This is a genomic window from Natrinema gelatinilyticum, assembly GCF_024266705.1.
Classification (GTDB): domain Archaea; phylum Halobacteriota; class Halobacteria; order Halobacteriales; family Natrialbaceae; genus Natrinema; species Natrinema gelatinilyticum.
Window position 1 is genome coordinate 3,530,995 of the sequence record NZ_CP100756.1, and the last position, 20,646, is coordinate 3,551,640.

The window sequence follows — 20,646 nt, forward strand, 5'->3', positions numbered from 1 at the left end:
TTGACAGACGACAACTCGGTATTTAAGCAGTTGTATCTTTCCAAAGACCTCCCTCTGTCCTTGCAAAAACGCATATCCAATCCAATCACCATTGGTGGAACATGGTGAATCGGCCAACCGAAAGAGGGGCCCTCGACATGGCTCCTACCGATTCCGTGAACCTGACAGCCGACGCGGCGTTCGGTCTGTTAGCAAACCTGTACCGACGTCAAATTCTCATGACGCTACTGGACCACAATCCCGAAGACCAAACGAGCATCTCCGAGGACTTGACAACGAACGATACGGAACATGAGGCGATGCGCGTCCAGCTGAATCACGTGCACCTGCCGAAGCTTGAGGAGTTGGGCGTGATCGACTGGAACCGGGATGCGCACGTCGTGACGCGAGGCCCGACATTTGAAGAGCTGCGTCCATTGCTTGAACTCATCAACCAGCATCGGGACGAGCTCCCCGACGGCTAACTCTGAACCCGACGGGCAAGTAATCGAATTGGGTTCCACGTCACCGTCTTCACGGCAACGTCCGTGGTGAACACGCGCCTTCGGTTCTTGTTTAGCCGTGCGAAATTATCCGAGTTAGGTCGTGAGCGATTGTTCGATGTTCTGACAGCGGCCTTACGGACGAGTTCTCGGAACTGCCCAAACCACGTTCTCGCCGTAAGTGTTGAACAGAACCACTTGCGCAAAACGAAAACATCGTTCTGCGATAGAACGTTGATGGGAGGTTTCATCATCAATCCGAACATTGTGTGCAGCGTCGAGTGAGTAGCACTCATGATGCTCGATAACTGGTCTACCGGTCTAATACCCTCGCTTCGCAGCATCTGCCGGAGTGTATCCCAATCAAACCCTTTGTCACCGACGACAGTTTCCACGATGCTGAGGTTCTCTTTAGGACTTGCCAAGCAATCTGTATGTCATGTGGCAAGTTCATCAAGCAGTGTCCGTCGAAAATAGCCCTCGTGGAGCAATCTACAAGAATAGTGGTTTTGACCGACTCAAACGTTTCTTTGACACGGTTTGCGTATGTATGGCTCGACGAGCGATGAGCGATACTGGTTGAGTCGATTGCGTGTACCTCTCCAGTATCGAATAGTTCCGCCGACGACGGCAACACCATCCGCCAGACAGACATCTCGAGATTTTGCTTTCGAGCACAATCGGTGGTGAAATTCGGCAGTTCAGCCACTGCAAGGCCGAGTTTGGCGACGATAGCAGGCATTTCTCGAAGTACATCTAGCTATTGGCGATAGGAATGATCAACATATTCTCGAAGGCCGTCTTCTGGCGATTCGAGTCCCAAATGGTTTGGTCGATTCAACCCCAATACGGAGTCCCCGTGTGGACGGTCAAAACTAGTTACCGTCGGCAATAGAAAAACTGGATTATGGGATCGATCTCCCCGTAAGTATGTGTTATGATAACATATCTTGTTATGTAGTGTTGCTGATCAAAAACAGCGCCCCGAGCCCCTGAAGAAATATATTACATACCGAAAAACGGTGGAAGCTTCTAATGCGAGGTATTGCGATGGTCAGAAAGTGCCATGGCATACGGTACCAATCCAGAAGAACGATACAGTTACGGGGAAGTGAGCGACGAGGATCGTCGTGACTTCCTGAAGGCGCTCGGGGTCGTCGCCGGCGGTGCCGTCGCCGGTGCGACGCTCCAGGATTTCCGAACCGAAGTCTCGAGCGGGGCTGCAGAAGGCCTCGCCGAGATGGGGCAAGCGGTACAGAACGGCCTGACCGGAACGCTCGACGCAGCACTGCTGGGCGAGCAACTGGCCACGCTCGAGGGGAGTTTCGAGTTGTTGCCGCAACTCGAGACCATGGGCGTCCCGGAACAGGGCGCATCGGCCTACCAGGAATTGACGACGGCGGCGTGGGCGATCAACGATCACCTCGCCGAGGCGGGGTTCTTCGCGAGCGCAGAAGAGAACCTGCCAGCGTTCGCCCCGGAACATATCGAGGAAACGACTCGTCAACTGCTGCACATCGATGCCCTCCCGGCGACGCTGTCCGAGGTCGGGTTTTCCGACGAGGAACAGACGGCGTTGGTGATGAACATCGTGAACACGCGCGAGCAGCTTTCGTGGTGGATGAAGACCGGGGACTACCCGCCTGCGGACGCCGTCGACGACGGCGTCGTCCGCGAGTACATCGCGCCGCTCCACCAGCGGGCCGCGGAAGGATCGCTGCTGTGGATCGACGGACTCGATCACTTCCTGTGGCAACGCGAACCGCTCGTCACCAGCGAAATGATCGATCGCGGCCTCTGGGACGTCAAATCGATGCTCGGCGGCTACTACCTGATGGGGTCGGCCGCGCGCGATCTCGCGAAAGGCGATATCGCGGACGACCAACTCACGACACTGACGACCGCCAGTACCGCGATCATGATAATCGGCCAGGAGTTCCTGATCAGCGACGTCGTCCGAATCACGGACGACAAGCGCGCACCGAGGAACTCGGCGACCAACTAACAGGGTGAATACGAATGACTTACGAATCCCATCTCGTCGAACTTCCGGAGGACGCACCGTGGAGCGAAAAACCGGGCGAATCAGTCGTCGAACAGGGCGATACCGATCAGATACCCGAGGTAGACGTCACGGAACAGAACCTCGCTGAAACGGGTGAGGACCCCACGAATTGGCTCATCATGGGCGGTTCGTACCAGTCGCAGCGACACACGACCGCCGACGTCATCACGCCGGAGAACGCCGATGATCTCGAGGTCGAGTATCGACTCGAGGTCGCGGACCACCCGAACGACTTCCAGGGATCGCCCGTCATCGTCGACGGGGATCCGCCGATCATGTACGTGACGGTCGGCCCCGATCTGCTCTACGCGATCAACGCGCGGTCGGGTGAGATTCTGTGGCGACACTTTTACCGACCGTTCGTCGGCGCGTCCGACGCGACGCCGCCCGCGGAACGCGGCCCGGCCGTCCTCGGCGACACCGTCTACAAGAGCACGCTGGATCTGGGTGTGATCGCAATCGATCGCTACACCGGTGAAGAGCGGTGGTACTACAACGGAGCCGCCGCCTACCGCGGCGAAGTCGCAGACGATCTCATGCACGAGGAACTCCAGTGGGAACGGTCACGGGGGACCACGTCGTCGTTCCCGCCGTTGATCTACGACGGGATGATTATGAAGGGAAGCTTCGGCGGCGAGTTCGGCGTCAGCGGCTTCTTCGACGGAATCAGCCTCGAGGACGGCACTCCGCAGTGGCGGGTCAATATGACGCCCCCGCACGAATGGGTCGGCGAGTCCTGGGAGCACGGGGGCGCGACGGCCTGGGCGTCGGGCGCGCTCGATCCCGACGAAGGGACGGTCGTCATTCCGTCTGCCAACCCCGGTCCGTGGTACGGGACGGTCAGACCGGGATACAACCCGTACTCCTGCGGGAAGGTCGCGGTCAACACGTCCGACGGCGAGTACCAGTGGCACCACCAGGACTCGCCCCACGACTGGTGGGACTACGATTCGCCGAGTCCGCCGGTCGTCTTCGAAGCGGAGGTTGACGGCGAAACCCGGAAATTCACGACGTGGCCGGGGAAGACAGGCTGGGTGTACACGGTCGACATGGAGACCGGACAGCTCCACCAGCGCAGCGACGAGTACGTCCAGCACCTCAACATGTTCAACCTGCCCCCGTACGACGACCTCGACAGCGCGCCCTGGATCATGCCGGATCTCATCGGCGGAACGAATCCGCAGCCCAGTGCGTACGACCCCGAGACGCGGACGCTGGTCGTCAAGGGGACCAACTACCCGATCAAGTTCTCCTGGTTCGAGACGGAGTATCAGCCGGGGGAAATTTACATTGGGATGGACACCGTGCGAAAGACGGAACCGGTCCGGACGGAACCGGGCGAGCAGCGTGAGGGTGACGAGTTACACGACGATGAAGCGGAAGAAGAGGACCAGGAGAACCAGCAGTACCTGAGCGAAGAAGTGGAGGAGTGGAACGAGAACGCCGGCGTGATCGCCGGCGTCGATCCGATCAGCGGCGAGGTGAAGTGGCAGAACTGGTTCAGCTGGCAAGTCGGACCGCCGTGGGGCGGCTCGCTGACGACCGCGACGGGCGTGACCTTCGCCGGCGGTCCCGGCGGGTACCTTCACGCGTTTGACACCGAAACGGGCGAACAGTTGGCCCAGCACGTCGTCGGCAATCACGGTGTCGACGGCGCACCGGCCAGCTGGTACGATCCGAACGAAGGAAAACAGTACGTCGTGATCACCGGCGGTGGCGGTAACCAGGTCGAGGAGGAAGGGAACACGATCGCCGTCTTCTCGCTCCAGGAGTAAGGCCCACGAACCACCGTCAGCTCCTTTTTCGAGTCGATACGATGATAAAAACGGGTAGCTTCGCGTTAGCCAGCCCGCCTCGGACGGGACGGCGCGTCTCGAGACCGCGATTCCGTCGACTAGTCCCCGTTCGTCTCGTTTCCGGACGCAGTTTCGTTCTCCGTCACCGTCTCGTTGCCGGCTTCCGTCTCGTTGTCAGCTTCCGTCTCATTGCCGGCTTCCGTCTCGTTGCCGGCACCCGCACCGTCGTCTGTGTCCACTTCGCCACCTTCGGCCGGGACGAGCCGGTGAACCGCACCCTCGCCTTCGACCGTCGACGTACTGGTGGTGAGGACGTAGATTTCTCCGTCCGCGCCCTCTCCGAAGGCGTACACGAAGCCGGTCGGTCGGCCGTTTTCGGCAGCTTCACCCTGTAGCTGAATCTGTTCGATGGGCCACAGTCCACCGCGGGTGGTCCCGCCGGCGGCGTCTCCCGCTGCATCGCCTTCGGTCTCGTTCCCTACGACAGTCTCGTTACCAGCTTCAGTCTCGTTTCCGGTTTCGTTCCCGCCGTTCTCCGTCGGCGGATCGAGGAACAGGTCCTCGACGTCGTCACCTCCGGCAGCGTCCTCCCACCCTTCGGTCGGACGGGCGAGGAAGATCGTGCCCGGACTCTGGCCGTCGACGCTCCAGTCGCCGAAGACGTACGTTCCCTCAAGTTCGCTGATCTCGCCGCCCTCGTAGAGGTAACCGCCAGTGACTGAGACGCCGATCCGGCCGTCGCTAACTCCGTCGCCGGCGATGCCGCCGTCTCCACCAGCGGTCTCGTTCCCTGCGGCAGTCTCGTTACCAGCTTCAGTCTCGTTTCCAGTGGCCGTTTCGTTCCCTGCGGCAGTCTCGTTTCCGTCGCCGGTCTCGTTGCCACCTGCCGTTTCGTTTCCACCGCCGTTTCCGCCCTCGAGAATTCCGATCCTGTGGGGGTACTCGATAACCGGATCGAGTAGCGGTTCGCCACCCCGGACGTCGTCGGGCGTGCTCTGTGGACAATTCTGTGGCGGCTCCTGCGGATTCTCCGTGCTGAAGCAGTGTGTCCCCTCCTTTACGTTCCAGCTGTAGTTGCCCCCATTCTGAACGTAGTTGACGCTCTCGAAGAGGTTCTGGCCGACGTCCGCCGCGAGGAGTTGACCGTCGTCGGTAAAGGACATTCCCCAGGGGTTCCGAAAGCCCCAGGAGAAGTACTCGCCGCGCTCGTTCTCCATGTCGACCAGCGGATTGTCGTCGGGGATTGCGTACGGCGTCCCGTCTCCCTCCTGGTCGACGTCGATCCGAAGGATACCGCCCAGGAGGTTCTCTGCGGTGTCCTGGCCGTTACCGCCTTCGTTTTCGTCGTACCAGTCTTCGACGTGACCGAGGCCGACGTCGTTCGCCGCCCCCCCGTCGCCGGTTCCGACGTAGAGGTAGCCGTCGGGACCGAATGCGAGCGCGCCGGAGTTGTGATTGAATTGGGGCTCCGGGATCTCGAGAATCGTACGCTCCGAGTCGGGATCGGCCGTCGCGTTGTCATCACCTGCGGTCTGGAACTCGGAGAGTACGAACGTGTGGTCGTACTCCTCAGGTGTTCCCTCCCGGGGCGGTGAGCTATACCGGATGTAAAATCGACCGTTCTCGGAAAAGTCAGGGTGGAACGCGAGGCCGAGGAGCCCCCGTTCGTCGAACTCCATGAACTCGACGAGCTGATCCGAGATGTCGAGGAACGGCTCCTCCTGGAGCCCGTCCGGTCCGTGGATGTATATCTGCCCCGTCTGATCGGTTATAAATCGCCTATCGGCGTCCTCGTCGGCGACCGTGAGGCTCGTCGGTGCGGTCAACCCCTCTGCGACCGTCTCGATGCCGACGGTCGGTCCCTCGCCGATCAGTTGGGTGGGGGTAGGTTCCTCGCCTTCCTCGCCGCCGGCCGTGTCGTCGACGAACTCGATATCACCGCGCATCGAACTGGCGTGAGGTTGGCAGTAATACTGAGCCATTCCCTCCTCGGCGGTGAACTCGACGGTTTGCGTCTCGCCCGTCCCGGAGACGATCTCCGTCGCGAGAAAGTCTTCGTCGCCGGCCTCGTTTTCGATGGCGAAGTTATGGCCCGCCCCGTCTAAGTTCTCCCACGTGACCGTGTACGTTTCACCCTGCACGAGTCGGAGCGTCGGATTTCGATCGTCCGCGATCGATTCGGGCGACTGGCCGACCCAGCCGCTTATCCGACCACCGAGCCTGATCTCGCCCGTGATAGCGTCTTCCTGCGCCATCGCCGGTACCACGAATCCCGCGACGGACAGCGCTGCCGATGAGCGGAGAACCGTTCGCCTCGAAATCGATGATTTATCGTCTTCGTTTTCTGTCATAGTCTCATGCTCTCTCAGTACGCCGCGCCGGGTACCGATCCGGATCGCCCTGCGTACCGGATAACGTAGTGTCGATATCGAGCAATAAATCGGCTCGATCGTTCCCCACTAAAGATGGACTTGTCCAAAATCCGATTACACAACAAGTAGTTATCGCATCCCAATATTTGTTTTCGACGACGCCCGCGGCTCCGCCATCGGTCCGTTTCGGAATCCGACGCACCCTCGAGCCACCCACGAATTGATTCGCGTCGAGACAGTGTTCGAGCGCTATAGGTCACAGGTAATTAACGAACCAGTAGGCAACGTAGCAGCCGATCAGGACAATTCCGCTGAGACGCGTGACGCGGCCTCGAACGAGCGTCGCCGTCACGAGAAGGAGGCAGATGGCGAAGAACGGCCAGTGAACGGTGAGAACGTCGCCGTCGGTAGCGATCGGTTGGAGAAACGCGATGAGTCCGACGTTGGCGGTCATGTAGAACACCGTACTGCCGACGACGTTCCCGACGGCCAGTTCCGGTCGTTGCTGACGCACGGGTTCGACTGTGAGCGCCAGTTCCTCGAGCGAGGCGATGAAGCTCAACACGGTGGCACCGAATGCCAGCCCCGAGATACCGAGGGCGACGAAGATTCCTTCGGCGCTGTAGACTGTCAATCCCGACCCGATCGTCATCCCGACGACCGCGAGCACGGCGACGACGAGCGCGAAGCGGCCGCTCCGTTCCTCGAGCGACGGCACGAATTCGTCTAAATCGAGGTCGAAATCCAGGTTCATCTTCCGCTCGCGGCGTGTCCGGTCGCCGTCTGCCACCGCCTTCGCGCCCGCTTCGGCCTCGAGACCGATCACATCCTGAACCTCGTCGGAGAGCAAATACGTCGTTTCGGTCCGCCGTTCGTGCCAGTATACGAACGCCAGCACGGGGAGAAACAGGCCAACGAGCGCTGCGCCACCGAGGAAATCGATCTCCCCGCCGAGCGACAGCGCGAACGCGGGGACGGGCGCGAGAACGAGCAGGACCAGGTAGATCCGAGGGACGTCCATTCGGAACGGTACGACGAGTCCCGCGAGCCCGACGGCCACGGTGAGGACGAACAGCGATTCTCCGAACACCGTCCCGATCGCGAGCCCCGGTAGCTCTGCGACTGCCGCGGTGACGCCGAGGACCGCGTTCTCGAGGTCGATACCGGCCAGCACGACGGCGAGAAAGAACCCCGAAACGCCGAGCGAAACCGCACTCTGGGCGACGGCCTCGATGAAAATTTCGACGCACCAGATCACGAGCGCCACGCCGACGAGGAAGACGACGACGAGAAGCACCGGCGAATTCGGACCCACCATGTCGGTGACGCTACCCCGGCAACACACTTAGTTTCCAGCCGCAGTTGCGACACGCGGTGTCGCTGCGGGGACGTTGTACGAATCGTAGACGGCCCCGATCTGAACCACTCTATCGGCGAATTCTCACCCCGAGAGTTCGTTCCCGGAACGTGTCACCCACCGATTGGCACCCCGCCGAACACAATGATCGCGATCAGCCAGTAGACGACGTAACAGCCGCCGAGCAGGTATCCATGCCACCGCTTCAACTCTCCGTCGTAGAGGAAGTACGCGGCCAACGCGGTGACGATAATCACCGACGGGAGGTGGAATGTCAACACGGACCGAGAAATCTCGAGATCGCTGAGAAGCATAATGACACCAACATTTCCGGTCACCGAGAAGAGAACGCTGCCGATGACGTTACCGACGCCGATTTCGGGGACGCCCCGCCGAACCGGTTCGATCGTCAGCATGACGTCTTCGAACGTGAGGATCACCGTAAGAACCGTCGCACCGAATACGGTCTGCTCCAGGCCGAAGCCGTCGATGACGACTTCCGACCCCGCCTCGAGCAGCATCGACGCGAGGACGATGCCGGCCAACGCGAGGACGGCGAGCACGAGCCATATTACGCCTGCAACGGGGCGGCCGCTAACGAGAGAATCTTCCGGTATTTTAGAAACGGCCGACGGGAGCGCCACACCCCCGTCCGCCCGTATCTCCTCCCCGATCTCCGTGTTCCTGAAGACCGGCGTTTCTCGCTGTAGTTCGCGAACGATAATATAGCTGAACATGACGACGAACGCGCCGAGAAGGAGCAGTCCGTGGAAGAACGTCAATGTCCCGGCGAGGACGAACGGGATCAATAGTAGCGGTGCCAGTGCGAAGAGGACCACGTAATCGGACGAAATGTCGACCGGAAACGGTCTGACCATGGCAGCGAGCGCGAGCGTCGCGCCTACGATCGCCAGCCCGGTCCCGAGAGCCGTTCCGAGGGCTGCGCCCTCGAGATCCCCGGCGGACAACACGAGAGCGAGAATCGTATCGTCGAACTCGAAACCCGTGAAAACGATCGCGAGGGCGAACAGTGAGAGCTTCAACCCAAGTGCAGCGCGGGTGAGGTAACTGATCAATTTCTCCACGCAGACTGTCAGAACGATTCCACCGAGGACGAGGAGAATCACCGCGCCCAGAAGCCCCTGCCCCTCGACGAACCCTTCGATCGCTCCTTCGAGCCCACCCTCTTTCCCTTCTTCGTCCTCGCGTTCGCCCACGCCTTCAGCATCACTTTGGGCAAGCACCGGTGCGACTGGAACGGCGACGAGCAACGCGATTACGAGACATCCGAGCAGCACTCGCCGTACGAGTCGATCGAATGACTGATTCGACGGTGCGAAACGCTCCGCAATTTCGACTGTGGACGGACCGATCGAACGAAGCAATCCCCCATCAGAGACGAGCCGTGGAGTGCGACTCGTGGTGATACTTTCGAGACGGCTGCCGGACATGTAGCTGTCGTATGGCAAGCACTGGCATATAGCTAACAGGTCGGGGAGGGAAGTTCACGGGAGAAATTTACACGAATTTCGTTGGAAATCTCTACACGGATTCTCGCCAGTTCGAGGGAGATTCCGAAACTCACTCCGGGACCGATTTCGAGACCCGATCCGGAGACCGATTCCAAACTGTTAGTCGCTAGCGTCGTCCGAATCCGGCGCGGTAGCCTGAAGAACGAACGCCCGCTCCGGCGGCGGCGCGATTCGCAATTCGATGCACCGAGCGAGTTCATAGTACTTTCGATTCCCCCGCCGGTAATATGATATTAGCCCAGCCTCCTCGAGCGCTGAGAGGTGGTGTACGGCAGTTTTTCCGTCCATGCCGATCGTCTCCGCGAGTTCCGAGACGTATTTCGGTTCCCGTGAGAGTTCCCTGAGAATCGCCAGGCGCGTCCCGTTTCCCAGGACGTCGATGAGAGACATGATACTCTGTTCGGGAGCCCGCTCAAGAAGGGTTTCGTCGATTCTCACGGGTCCGAGGTGCAGCCTCTCCGACCGACGTTGATACCGGAATCGGTGACCGGACGGACGTCGAGTAAACGTATCGAGTGTACTGAACGCATGTTTAAGCACGTCCTCGTGTCACGACTGCGTATGGGCGACCGCGTCAACGTTCCCGACGACCGAACCAGCGATCGGCGAACGGTCACGAGCGGCTTCTTCGAACAGGAAGTGTATCTCTCCAGCGAGGAGACTGCAACGTTCCTCCACGACCTCGCCGACCAGCTCGAGGCGGAGTCGTCGTTTACGATCTCCGCCTCGGAGTGGGAGATTCCCTTCGACTATAGCGATCCTATCGAGGTCGAAATCGAATTTTCTGAACAACGAGAACGGGAACTCGAGATCGAACTCGAATTCACGGAACCGGGTGGCGGCGACGACCTGTCCGTCAGATAGTCAGGTCCTGGAACCGTTGGACGGAGACGGTCTCTGCGAGAGACGGCGGCCGACATCGAACTGACGACCGCCGGCAGCTTCTTTCCGGCGGCTCGAATCCCGAGCAGACGGTTTCGACGGGCGGCTCATACGGGATCGAGCATTCCACCCTGGGCCAACGCGTCCCGGAGACTCTCCCACTTGTCCGGCGAGTGCCATCCCCATCCCCGCCGTGTGACCGCGTCGCTTGTCCCGAACCGGTCAGTCACCCCGTCGAACGTCTGCGCGATTCGCTCCGGGGGCTGGTCCGTTTCGTTCGCGAAGTCGTTCGCTGCCGTCGACGTGGCGTTTACTGCGGTCGCCCACCCTGCCAGTATCGAACTGAGAACGTCCTCGAGAAACCGCCGGCGCCGACGAAGCGTCCGTTCGGTCACGATCAACGCCGGGCCGTACGCCGGGTATGCGTCCGACACGGTGACGACGTCGACGGTTCGCTCCGCGGTCTCGAGACGGTCGGGATCAGGAACCATGCCCGTCACGGCGTCGACATCGCCGGACTCGAGCGCCGCCTGTTCTTCGCCGTCGATATCGACCAGTTCGGCCGTGTCGCGAAGTCCGGCCTGCTCGAGGAGGAGTCGCCCGAGTAACTCCGTCTCGGTGCCCGAAGTTATCCCGATGCGACACCCCTCGAGTTGGTCGATTCGGTCGAACGGGCCGCCGAACGCCGGTCGAGTCGTATACAGGACGACCATCGAGCGCTGGAAACAGACCGCGATCGGGACGATCGGTTGGCCCCTGGTTCGCTCCCGAAGGATCGTCGCTGCACCCGCGATCCCGACGTCGCACGACGCCGATGTGACAGCGGACACCGCCGCTCGTGAGCCATCGTACTCGTCGAACGTAAGTGACATGTCGCTTGCGATGGCTCCTCGAGCGGCGAACAGCGGGAGATGGAGGGCGTTCGACCGCCAGTTGAGGCCGACCGTCACGCGCTCGAGAGGCGGTCGAACGCCGTCCGCGGTCACACCGTTGCTGGTGACGGTGCCAGGGTCGTCGTCGGAGTCCGGTTTCGTGCCAGGATCGGCCTCGCCCGCTCGCGAGGGTCCGTTCGACCCTGACTCGAGGGCCGCCGCAGTGTGCTCGCCCTGTTCGATCAGTCGGCCGGCGTGGCGGGCGTACGTCCGTCGAATCGTCTCGGGCTCGGAATTGACAGCGTACCAGGCCTTCGGCGGTCGACCTGGTGCTGCGGTCGGTGCCGTCGTTTCGGCGATCAGACCCGCAGCGACCAGGTCGTTGAGCGCGTCCCCCGCCGCGTTCTTGCTTATTCCTGCGCCGATGTGGACTGCAGTCCGATTCGCCGCGTTCGCGAGTTCGGGATCCGCACGGCGACACAGCAGATACGCCAGGACGCGGGCCGCGTTCTTGCCGATCCCGACGGAGAGACGTGAGACGAGCGCCTCGTCTTCGTCGGTCAAGACCGGAAACGTCCGAACGTCCATTGGAATCCCTACCGCAGCTAAGGTGATAAAGTGCCGACCCACACCGCGTCGGTCTCACCGCCGGCCCGGCGTCGTCCGTCGATCACCACTGGGTCGTCGACCCTCGAAGCCACCCCATCGAAGCCGTCCGTAATGACCTATAAAGATCAGCCAAGACAATTTTTCGCCTGTAACTGGCGGTAACTGCTTTGTTTTCCGGGAAACGGTGTGGCGCATTTACCCGGTTTCGGATAGTGTCGACCGTCGCCGAATGCATGACTACCGACAACCCGAGTAAGACGAGCACCAGTTCAGGTTCCGGTTCCCGGACTCGAGTAGGACCGTCGCGACGGTCGTTTCTGGGAACAGTCGCTGCGGTCGGTTCACTGGGGGGAATATCGACCGGAGTCGGTGGGACACAGGACGGCGACGGGGCCCTCCAGATCGTAAGTGATTTCGAACCGCCGTCGCTGCCCGAAAACATCGCGATAGACGACGATGGGACGGTCTATCTGAGTATGGCCCCCGCGGGCCAGGTCGTCGCTGTCGACTCCGATGGCAATCAATCGTCAGTGGCGACGATAGACGTCGGACAGGGACTGCTACTCGGCATAACGGTCCTCGGTGGTGTCCTCTACGTCGCAAACGGATCGGGGCAACCGGAAACGCACGGCGTGTGGCGCGTCGAGCCTGACGGGAGCGGCGACCCCGAACGGATCGCATCGCTGCCGGCCCAGGAGTCGATGCCGAACGGAATCATCCCCGATCCGTCTCTGGAGGACGCACTCCTCGTCTCAGATCACCTTGGCGGTGCGATCTGGCGGGTGACGACCGACGGCGATGCCGAGCCGTGGGTTTCGGATTCCCTGCTCGAGCCGAACACGGAGGCGCAAACGCCGGTCGGCGCGGACGGCCTCGCAGTTCATCCGGACGGCGACGTCTACGTGGATAATCTCAACGCGGGATCGGTTATGCGAGTCCCGGTCGCCGACGATGGGAGCGCCGGGCAGGTAGAACAGATCGTTCAGGACGAGGGGCTGGTCGGCGCGGACGGCATGACGATCGACGAGGAGGGGACACCGTACATCGCGGTCAACGCTCGAAACGAGGTCGTCCGCATCACGGACGACCAGCAACTCGAAACGGTCGTCAGTGGAGCACCCCTCGATTTCCCGGCCGACGTTCACTTCGGGACCACCGGATCTACAGCGACGTTGCTGTACATCGCAAACTTCGCCTACGGGACGTTCCTCCAGGACGAGGAGGCCGCGGAGCCGAGCCTCGCGAGAATCGACGTCGGAGTTCGCGGGTATTTCCACACCGTCACCGGACACGATGGAAACGGCGGAGCCGGACACGATGACGACGACGGCGGAGTCGGACACGATGACGACGACGGCGGGGCCAGACATGACGACGACGGCGGAGCCGGACACGATGGAAACGGCGGGGCCGGACACGATGACGACGGCGCCTGAGCCGACGGAAAGTGACCGAAACCGGACCAACAACCGGATAAACGAGTACCGGGGTGGACAAGACACGTGCGAGCAACAGAGACCGTCCTGGTGATTCGACGGGATGTGATTCCATCCGGTTTCTGCGGCCGTATCGGGTGGCAGCAATGATCGCCGATTCATCGCGAGTTGCCCGTCTCGACTGTCGTCATCTTCGTCGCGCAGCGACGACGGGAAGACTCGACCGGCCTCGTTCGGGCGTTCATTGATCTGCGGTGCCGATCCAGCGAATCGACCATATTGATGGACGAGCGCTACTGGTAATTTGTATCGGCTTTGATCATTTCGTAAGCTATTAATGGAGGTGTGTGGCGTTAGATGCTAATGGGACAGACGCTCGCGGTCGACACCGGCCAGGTGTGCGAACGGATCGTCACCGGGGTAGCAGCGCTCAAGGGGGTAGATCCAACGGAATTACCACCGTTGTTCGAAGCAGTCGATCCGGACGCGCTCGCGGCAATCTTTGCTGACACGGAGTCCGGTCGGCCCAGGAGGGGCCATATCGGGTTCACCTACGCTGATCATCGAATTACTGTCGAGTTCGACGACACCGACCAACCGAAAGTGACGATCGACTGACCGAGCCGACGTCGCCGACCACGACGCGGAGTCGGCCAGGGTTCGATCGGACGAACGAAGACTGATAGCTCGGTGGTCAATAGGGATGATATGGCACGACTCGAGCAGCTCACCGTGTATCCGGTGAAGGGACTCGACGGCATCGACCTCGAGACGGCCAGTGTCCTCGACGGCGGAACGATAGCTGGCGACAGGGAATTCGCCCTGTTCGACGCGAACGGCGACGTGGTAAACGGCAAGCGGACCGAACAGGTCCACCGGCTCGAGACGGATTACGATCCGGAGACGAGTACCCTCACGGTCGAGCCCCCGGACGGGACGATGCACCGGTTCGAGCTCGGTGACGACCCCGGGCCCGCCGAAGCCTGGTTTAGCGGGTATTTCGACGAGGACCTCTCGCTCGAACGAGACGCCTCGCTCGGTTTCGTCGACCGACGCGACATGGGGCCGTCTGTGATCAGTACGGCGACGATTCGGACCGTCACGTCCTGGTTCGACGAGCTAACGGTCGATGGCGTGAGACGGCGACTGCGGGCAAACGTCGAAGTGGCCGGCGTGGAGCCGTTTTGGGAGGATCGATTCGTCGGCGAGGGGGCACCGACGTTCGTGATCGGCGGCGTTCGGTTCGAGGGTGTGACACCCTGTGGCCGCTGTATCGTGCCACAGCGTGATCCCGACACGGGAGCGCAGAACGACTCGTTTCGGGCTCGGTTCGTCCGAAATCGCGAGAAGTCGTTTCCATCCTGGGCCGATGCGGACGCGTTCGATCACTACTATACCGTGATGATCCTGACACGCGTGCTGGCCACCGACCGCGGCCGGACGCTCCGCGTCGACGACCCGATCGAAATCGTCGCTGACTGATCAGTGGTCGATCCCAGGACGCTGGAACGTTGTCTCCGCGCTCGTGTGCTCGTCGTCCGACCCGTGCAGCGCCGTCTCGAGTTCCGGCGCGGCCAGGAGTTCGTTTCGCTCGGGTTCGTTCGGCCGCCGGAAGTAGTACGTCTCCGCACAGCCTGCGACCAGTTCGGAAAGGGGTCGCGCTTCGTCGTGGACGACCGAGACGAGATCCCCCGTTACGGCGATCAGCACCGAATCGTCGGGTTTGTAAAGCGCGTCCCGGAGTTCGGTGACGGTGCAGTCGGTCGGTAGCTCGAGGGTGACGCCGTCGACGGTCGCCCATCGCGTCTCCATGCTCAATGCTATGGGAGCGACGGTCTATACGATTGTGCGCGCAGACACATGCCGGCTACACCACTGTGGGAAACTGTAGAGAACCCGCATGAGACCGCCGTCAGCAATCTTCGAACGCAGTCCCCCGAACGGCGACGGGTGTCGGATCGAATCATCAACAGCCAGAGAGATAAAGTACATCCGCACAGAAAAACCAGGAAAGATGAACGGTCGGAAGCAGGATGCAGTCGAGACGCTCGAATTCGTCGCGCGGTCACCGTGTCGGATTCGAGTTCTCGAGACATTGCAGGACACGAGTCCCGTCTCGAGGGAATCGTTGAAAGAGGAGGTAGACGTCGTGCGGACGACACTCTTACGGAACCTGCACGGGCTGGTAGAGCGAGGGCTCATTCGAGAGCGAGATCGCTATTACGAAATTACGTCGGCCGGAGCCCTCACCGCAGCAGGGGTGTCGAATGCACTAGAACGAATCGACACGGCGATACGCCTGCGGCCGGTGTTCGAGCGAATCCCCGCGAGTGAACTCGATTTCGACCTCGAGCGGTTGGCCGACGCGACGGTCGTCGAAGCTACGACCGCGAACCCATACGGACCGACCGACCACCACGCAGTGAGCCTGACCGAGGTGAACCGCGCCAGACTGTTGTTGCCGGCCACGGGGGGCAAGCCGCTCGAGATGTCGCGGGCACCCATCGAAGCGGGAGCCACGTTCGAACTGGTCGTCACTCGATCGGTCGCCGAGACGTTACTGTCGGCGATGCCGGTGGCGGACGAGTTCGCAGCGATCGTCGGCTACGACACCGTCTCCGTCTCAGTCGTCGACGACGAGATCCCGTTCTATCTAGGAATCGTCGATGATGCCGTTCAGATTGGTGTTCACGACGACAGCGGCCTGCCAACGGCACTCCTCGAGACGACCGATTCGACGGTCATGGAGTGGGCGGTCGACCGGTTCGAGGCGTACGAACGGCAGTCGACACCCATCGACGACGGCAAACTGCAACGGTAGAAGAGAAGCAGTGCGGTCGATTCGTTCGTGGTGCCATCTGCACGCTGTGCACGGTATGCACAGTCGGTGTGGGATACACTGATATTCTTACGAACCACGATTGCCGATGCGGTAGGTGGTGAAACGGCAACCCCACTCTAACGTGATTCTGACGGCGAACGGGTGGAGATAGTGCCACTCCAACGGCTATACGTTCACCGGTACCCTCTCGCCACCAGATTTCTGGTCGCTGCCGATCGACCGTTCATCCTCGAGAGGGCCGGACAGCGCTGGCTTCGGGAAACGTTTAGGACGTGGCATCCGGTACTGTACGTGTGAGCGAGAATCGCGTCGTTCAGGGACGAATGGTAACGGCCAGGACACTCGCCGAGATGGTCGAGGACGGCTCGGTAATGGAAGTCGACTCGATACAGGAGGCCGACGAAGCCTGTTCGGCCTGTGGTGGTAACGTCCTGAAAGTGACGTACATGCCGTCGGTGACCGAACTCGTGACGGGCTGGAAGTGCCAGGACTGCGACTGGAGCGGGACCGATCGGGACTGACTGCCACCGGCATTCGAACGACTGCTGTCGTCCGACCGCAACTGCATTCTCCGCGAGGCCCGTGCTCCGGGACCCGCAGAAAGCACCGCGTTCTCTCGGACCAGACCGTAACACGAGCGACCGGTAACACGAACGTGCCACGTCCGGCACCGATTCGTCGCGTCGCTGGACGGTTCGACGAACATGACGGTGCAGAACACTGACTCGACCCTCTCCCGTCAGTCTGACTCAGAAATACGGTCTGGTCACCACACCAGCCACTCGAGGACGACGACGACCGCGGCGAGAAAGACGTGTTCCCCGTCGACGACGAATCCGTAATACAGCGGGCCGAGATCGGGGGCCGCAAACGGGATGTACGCACAGACGTACGCATTCATCGCGAGGACGACGAGGAACTTGGACGGAACAACGTCGATCACGACGAGCGTGACGATCGCAAAAGCGACAGCAATGGTGGCGACGAGCGAGACGATCCGGGTTATCTGCGGGCCGTACCGGTTTGGAACGGTCGGGATGCCCTCTTCACGATCGCCCTCGATGTCTTTCACGTCGAAAACCACCGCGGCGATGGTGATCATGACGGTCACGTAGGCGAACAGAAACTGGATCCCGATGGAACTGAGCGACCCGTAGTAGTACCCGACGCCCAGCGGGATCGCGCCCCAGGCGAGGCCAACGACGAGATTTTTCACCAGGAACATGTGCTTGACGCCGCCGACGGAGTACAGTACTGCCACCACGAGCGGGAGCAGCATGTACACGGCTCCCGGCAGCCCCAGGGCGACGGCGACTCCGATCGCGATGACGTAGAGGCCGGCGCCGAACGCCAGCCAGAGACGCCCGTAGCGTTTCGTGAATGCTGCTCGCTGTGGTACGTTCTGTTCGTCTTCCTCGAGGTCGGTCAACCGGTTGACGGTGTAGACGAACATCGTGACTGCGAAGACGATGAACAGCGGCAAGGACTCGAGCGGGAGGTCGACGAGGAAAACCGTCGTGACGACGACGCTGACCGTCGCCAGCGAGATAAAGAGATTGCTGTGGACCAGAAACCGAAGGACGGCAGCTATCGACGAAACCCAGTGTGGCGTTCGGTGTGTCGTTGTCGGGTTCGTCACTGGAAGCCCTCGTGTGAGAGATAGGGTCAGACGGACTTTGAATGCTGTGTTGGAAGTCCTCAATTTGATTCCGAACTGTTGAATCGTATCGGACGTGAAAAATCACTACGAACCGGATGGAAATCTGAGACTGATACTGAAAATCGGCTACCTGCGACCACTATCTTGCTGGAGTTCGACTATACGGCAGAGATGGAGCCTGCTTCGGTCGACAATCCACAGACCGACTGCTTGTGCGAGAACGGAACGTGACCGCCGATGGCGATATAGTCGAAACACGTCGATGGAAATCCGGTCGCGAGTGGAAACTGGCAGGATTTAAGCAAGGGCGGAACGGCCGTTCGAATGGTATGAAATTACACGAGTACCAGGCGAAGCAGGTCTTCGCCGATGCCGGGATTCCAACGCCGGATTCCCAACTCGCGGACGACGTAGCCGGTGTCGTCGCCGCGGCCGAGGAGATTGGGTATCCGGTAGCGGTTAAGGCGCAGGTACAGGTCGGTGGTCGCGGGAAGGCAGGCGGGATCAAACTCGCCGACGGTGAGGACGAGGCCCGCGAGGCCGCCGAGTCGATACTCGGGATGGATCTGAAGGGATATTACGTAGACCAGGTCCTCGTCGAAGAGGCGGTCGACTTCGTGAACGAACTCTACGTCGGGATCACGATGGACCGGGGCGAAGGGAAACCCGTGGCGATGGTCTCGACTAAGGGCGGCGTCAACATCGAAGAAGTCGCCGAGGAGGACCCCAATGCGATCGCCCGCGAGCACATCGACCCGTCTTTCGGAATGCTCCCCTATCAAGCCAGAAGAGCAGTCTACGACGCCGGTGTCGAGCAGTCCGTCGCTCGTGACGTCTCGAGCATTCTCACGACGCTCTATCAGCTCTGGGACGACAAAGACGGCGCCGATGCCGAAATCAATCCACTGATGGTCACGAGCGGCGACGAGGTCGTCGCGGCCGACGCCGTGATGAACATCGACGAGGACGCGCTCTTTCGCCAGCCGGAACTCGCCGAAATGGAGGCGGAAGCCGCCGGCGGCGACGAACTCGAACGGATGGCCGACGAGTACGACTTCGACTACGTCCGGCTGGACGGGAACGTCGGCATCATCGGTAACGGTGCGGGGCTCGTGATGACGACACTCGACCTGGTCGACTACTACGGCGGTCAGCCCGCGAACTTCCTGGATGTCGGTGGCGGCGCGAAGGCCGCTCGAATCTCGAACGCGCTCGACATGGTGTTCTCGGACGACAACGTCGACAGCGTCGTCTTCAACATCTTCGGCGGGATCACCCGCGGTGACGAGGTCGCCCGCGGTATCAACGAAGCCTTAGAGCAGTTCGATGAGATTCCCAAGCCAGTCGTCGTTCGACTTGCTGGGACCAACTGGGAGGAAGGCATGGAAATTCTCAACGAGGACCTCGTGACGGTGGAACAGACCTTGGAGGACGCAGTTCAGCGTGCCGTCGCGTACGCTGGAGAGGTGAACGACCAATGAGCGTACTAGTCGACGACGAAACGCGCGTCGTGGTACAGGGCATCACCGGCGGCGAAGGAAAGTTCCACGCCGAACAGATGATGGAGTACGGCACCAACGTCGTTGCCGGTGCCGTCCCCGGCAAGGGCGGGCAGGAAGCGGCCGGCGTTCCCGTCTACGACACGGTTCACGAAGCGGTTGAGGAGGAGAACGCCGACACGTCCGTGATTTTCGTGCCGCCTGCGTTCGCCGGTGACGCGATATTCGAATCGTTGGATTCAGGTCTCGATCTCGCGGTTGCGATCACCGAGGGCATTCCGACACAGGACATGGCGCGGGTCAACAAGCGCCTGAGTGAAACCGACACCCGCCTCATCGGTCCGAACTGTCCCGGTCTCATTACTCCCGGCGAGGCCAAATTGGGCATTCTTCCGGGCAACATCTTCGCTTCGGGGAACGTCGGCCTCGTTTCCCGATCGGGGACGCTGACCTACCAGGTGGTCGATAATCTGACCAATCGGGGCATCGGCCAAACCACAGCGATCGGTATCGGCGGCGACCCGATCATCGGCACCGACTTCGTCGATGCCCTCGAACTGTTCGAGAACGACCCCGAAACCGATGCCATCGTCATGTGCGGCGAGATCGGCGGTGAGGACGAGGAGGAAGCCGCCGCGTTCATCGACGACAACGTCGACACCCCCGTCGCCGGCTTCATCGCCGGTCGCACGGCCCCACCGGGCAAGCGAATGGGCCACGCCGGCGCAATCGTCTCCGGGTCCGGTACTGGGACGGCAGAAAGCAAAATTTCCGCGCTCAACGACGCCGGCGTCCCCGTCGGCGATACCCCGGAGGAGGTCGCCGACCACATCGAAGACTTCCTCGCATGAGGTCCTCCCCGCGCTAAAGCGCGAGGATGCCTCATATTGGGGATTCGGCTTCCGTGCTATCGACAGCGGATGCGCACCGTTTGTCGGCTTTGTCCCTGTGCTTGAAAACGCAGATCGACTTCAGTTGCAGCAAGGCGCTTCGGTCTTGCCATGCCCCTGAAAAACGAGGCCTTCGTCTCGAATATTCCGTAACTGCCACAGGTGTACTCGGAGGTCGATGAGACTCCGGCCTGCGTTACTCTCTTCGTTCCTACCACCAGCTGTTTCAGCCTGATAGTACGTGGCTACCCGAGGTACGGCTCCCTCCCGGCTATCGCATGCACCACGAACATACTGTTGCTCGCGGGGGATTTCGCCAGCGATGCCGGTCAGTATCGAGTGTGATGCCTGT

Annotated in this window: 18 protein-coding genes; 11 read left to right on the top strand and 7 right to left on the bottom strand. The window is 61.1% G+C overall.

The window, feature by feature from the left end:
* Nucleotides 1-101 precede the first annotated feature (101 nt).
* From NJU76_RS17360 to NJU76_RS17370, 3 genes are all read left to right on the top strand, one after another.
* Complete coding sequence (locus NJU76_RS17360; protein ID WP_254530604.1) at nucleotides 102-464, top strand: DUF7344 domain-containing protein; 363 nt, start codon at nucleotides 102-104, stop codon at nucleotides 462-464.
* 1,084 nt (nucleotides 465-1,548) lie between these two features.
* A complete protein-coding gene (locus NJU76_RS17365; RefSeq protein WP_254530605.1) occupies nucleotides 1,549-2,487 on the top strand; it encodes a twin-arginine translocation signal domain-containing protein in 939 nt (312 codons plus the stop codon).
* A gap of 14 nt (nucleotides 2,488-2,501) precedes the next feature.
* On the top strand, nucleotides 2,502-4,322 hold the full coding sequence (locus tag NJU76_RS17370; protein WP_254530606.1) for a pyrroloquinoline quinone-dependent dehydrogenase: 1,821 nt from the start codon (nucleotides 2,502-2,504) through the stop codon (nucleotides 4,320-4,322).
* 119 nt (nucleotides 4,323-4,441) lie between these two features.
* Here the strand turns inward: NJU76_RS17370 and NJU76_RS17375 are convergent, their stop codons facing one another.
* From NJU76_RS17375 to NJU76_RS17390, 4 genes are all read right to left on the bottom strand, one after another.
* Nucleotides 4,442-6,694, bottom strand: a complete 2,253-nt coding sequence (locus NJU76_RS17375) for a PQQ-dependent sugar dehydrogenase (RefSeq protein WP_254530607.1) — start codon at nucleotides 6,692-6,694, stop codon at nucleotides 4,442-4,444.
* Between the two features lie 277 nt (nucleotides 6,695-6,971).
* A complete protein-coding gene (locus NJU76_RS17380; RefSeq protein ID WP_254530608.1) occupies nucleotides 6,972-8,033 on the bottom strand; it encodes a sodium:calcium antiporter in 1,062 nt (353 codons plus the stop codon).
* A gap of 152 nt (nucleotides 8,034-8,185) precedes the next feature.
* A complete protein-coding gene (locus NJU76_RS17385) occupies nucleotides 8,186-9,370 on the bottom strand; it encodes a sodium:calcium antiporter (protein WP_254530609.1) in 1,185 nt (394 codons plus the stop codon).
* 333 nt (nucleotides 9,371-9,703) lie between these two features.
* Nucleotides 9,704-9,994 (bottom strand): ArsR/SmtB family transcription factor, encoded by a 291-nt coding sequence (locus tag NJU76_RS17390; RefSeq protein WP_254530610.1) that lies wholly within the window; start codon nucleotides 9,992-9,994, stop codon nucleotides 9,704-9,706.
* A gap of 171 nt (nucleotides 9,995-10,165) precedes the next feature.
* On the opposite strand from NJU76_RS17390, the gene NJU76_RS17395 reads away from it, so the two are divergent.
* On the top strand, nucleotides 10,166-10,468 hold the full coding sequence (locus tag NJU76_RS17395; protein ID WP_254530611.1) for an amphi-Trp domain-containing protein: 303 nt from the start codon (nucleotides 10,166-10,168) through the stop codon (nucleotides 10,466-10,468).
* A gap of 125 nt (nucleotides 10,469-10,593) precedes the next feature.
* Here the strand turns inward: NJU76_RS17395 and NJU76_RS17400 are convergent, their stop codons facing one another.
* Nucleotides 10,594-11,946: an ABC transporter substrate-binding protein gene (locus tag NJU76_RS17400; RefSeq protein WP_254530612.1), complete on the bottom strand. Its 1,353-nt coding sequence runs from the start codon at nucleotides 11,944-11,946 to the stop codon at nucleotides 10,594-10,596.
* A 254-nt stretch (nucleotides 11,947-12,200) separates the two neighbouring features.
* On the opposite strand from NJU76_RS17400, the gene NJU76_RS17405 reads away from it, so the two are divergent.
* From NJU76_RS17405 to NJU76_RS17415, 3 genes are all read left to right on the top strand, one after another.
* Nucleotides 12,201-13,403 (top strand): SMP-30/gluconolactonase/LRE family protein, encoded by a 1,203-nt coding sequence (locus tag NJU76_RS17405; RefSeq protein ID WP_254530613.1) that lies wholly within the window; start codon nucleotides 12,201-12,203, stop codon nucleotides 13,401-13,403.
* A 363-nt stretch (nucleotides 13,404-13,766) separates the two neighbouring features.
* The gene (locus tag NJU76_RS17410; protein WP_254530614.1) at nucleotides 13,767-14,021 is read left to right on the top strand and encodes a HalOD1 output domain-containing protein; all 255 of its coding nucleotides are present in this window, start codon (nucleotides 13,767-13,769) and stop codon (nucleotides 14,019-14,021) included.
* 90 nt (nucleotides 14,022-14,111) lie between these two features.
* Nucleotides 14,112-14,885 (top strand): MOSC domain-containing protein, encoded by a 774-nt coding sequence (locus tag NJU76_RS17415; RefSeq protein ID WP_254530615.1) that lies wholly within the window; start codon nucleotides 14,112-14,114, stop codon nucleotides 14,883-14,885.
* Here the strand turns inward: NJU76_RS17415 and NJU76_RS17420 are convergent, their stop codons facing one another.
* Nucleotides 14,886-15,215, bottom strand: coding sequence for a hypothetical protein (locus tag NJU76_RS17420; protein WP_254530616.1), 330 nt, complete (start codon nucleotides 15,213-15,215; stop codon nucleotides 14,886-14,888).
* 88 nt (nucleotides 15,216-15,303) lie between these two features.
* Between NJU76_RS17420 and NJU76_RS17425 the strand changes: the two genes are divergently transcribed.
* Nucleotides 15,304-16,224, top strand: coding sequence for a helix-turn-helix transcriptional regulator (locus NJU76_RS17425; RefSeq protein WP_254530617.1), 921 nt, complete (start codon nucleotides 15,304-15,306; stop codon nucleotides 16,222-16,224).
* 314 nt (nucleotides 16,225-16,538) lie between these two features.
* On the top strand, nucleotides 16,539-16,766 hold the full coding sequence (locus NJU76_RS17430) for a DUF5795 family protein (protein ID WP_254530618.1): 228 nt from the start codon (nucleotides 16,539-16,541) through the stop codon (nucleotides 16,764-16,766).
* Nucleotides 16,767-17,011: 245 nt separating this feature from the next.
* On the opposite strand, the gene NJU76_RS17435 is transcribed toward NJU76_RS17430, so the two are convergent.
* On the bottom strand, nucleotides 17,012-17,884 hold the full coding sequence (locus NJU76_RS17435; protein WP_254530619.1) for a UbiA family prenyltransferase: 873 nt from the start codon (nucleotides 17,882-17,884) through the stop codon (nucleotides 17,012-17,014).
* 350 nt (nucleotides 17,885-18,234) lie between these two features.
* Between NJU76_RS17435 and sucC the strand changes: the two genes are divergently transcribed.
* Both sucC and sucD read left to right on the top strand, forming a co-directional pair.
* Nucleotides 18,235-19,386: an ADP-forming succinate--CoA ligase subunit beta gene (gene sucC / locus NJU76_RS17440; protein ID WP_254530620.1), complete on the top strand. Its 1,152-nt coding sequence runs from the start codon at nucleotides 18,235-18,237 to the stop codon at nucleotides 19,384-19,386.
* Complete coding sequence (gene sucD / locus NJU76_RS17445) at nucleotides 19,383-20,255, top strand: succinate--CoA ligase subunit alpha (RefSeq protein WP_254530621.1); 873 nt, start codon at nucleotides 19,383-19,385, stop codon at nucleotides 20,253-20,255. The genes sucC and sucD overlap by 4 nt, the downstream gene beginning before the upstream one ends.
* The last annotated feature ends 391 nt before the right edge of the window (nucleotides 20,256-20,646 follow it).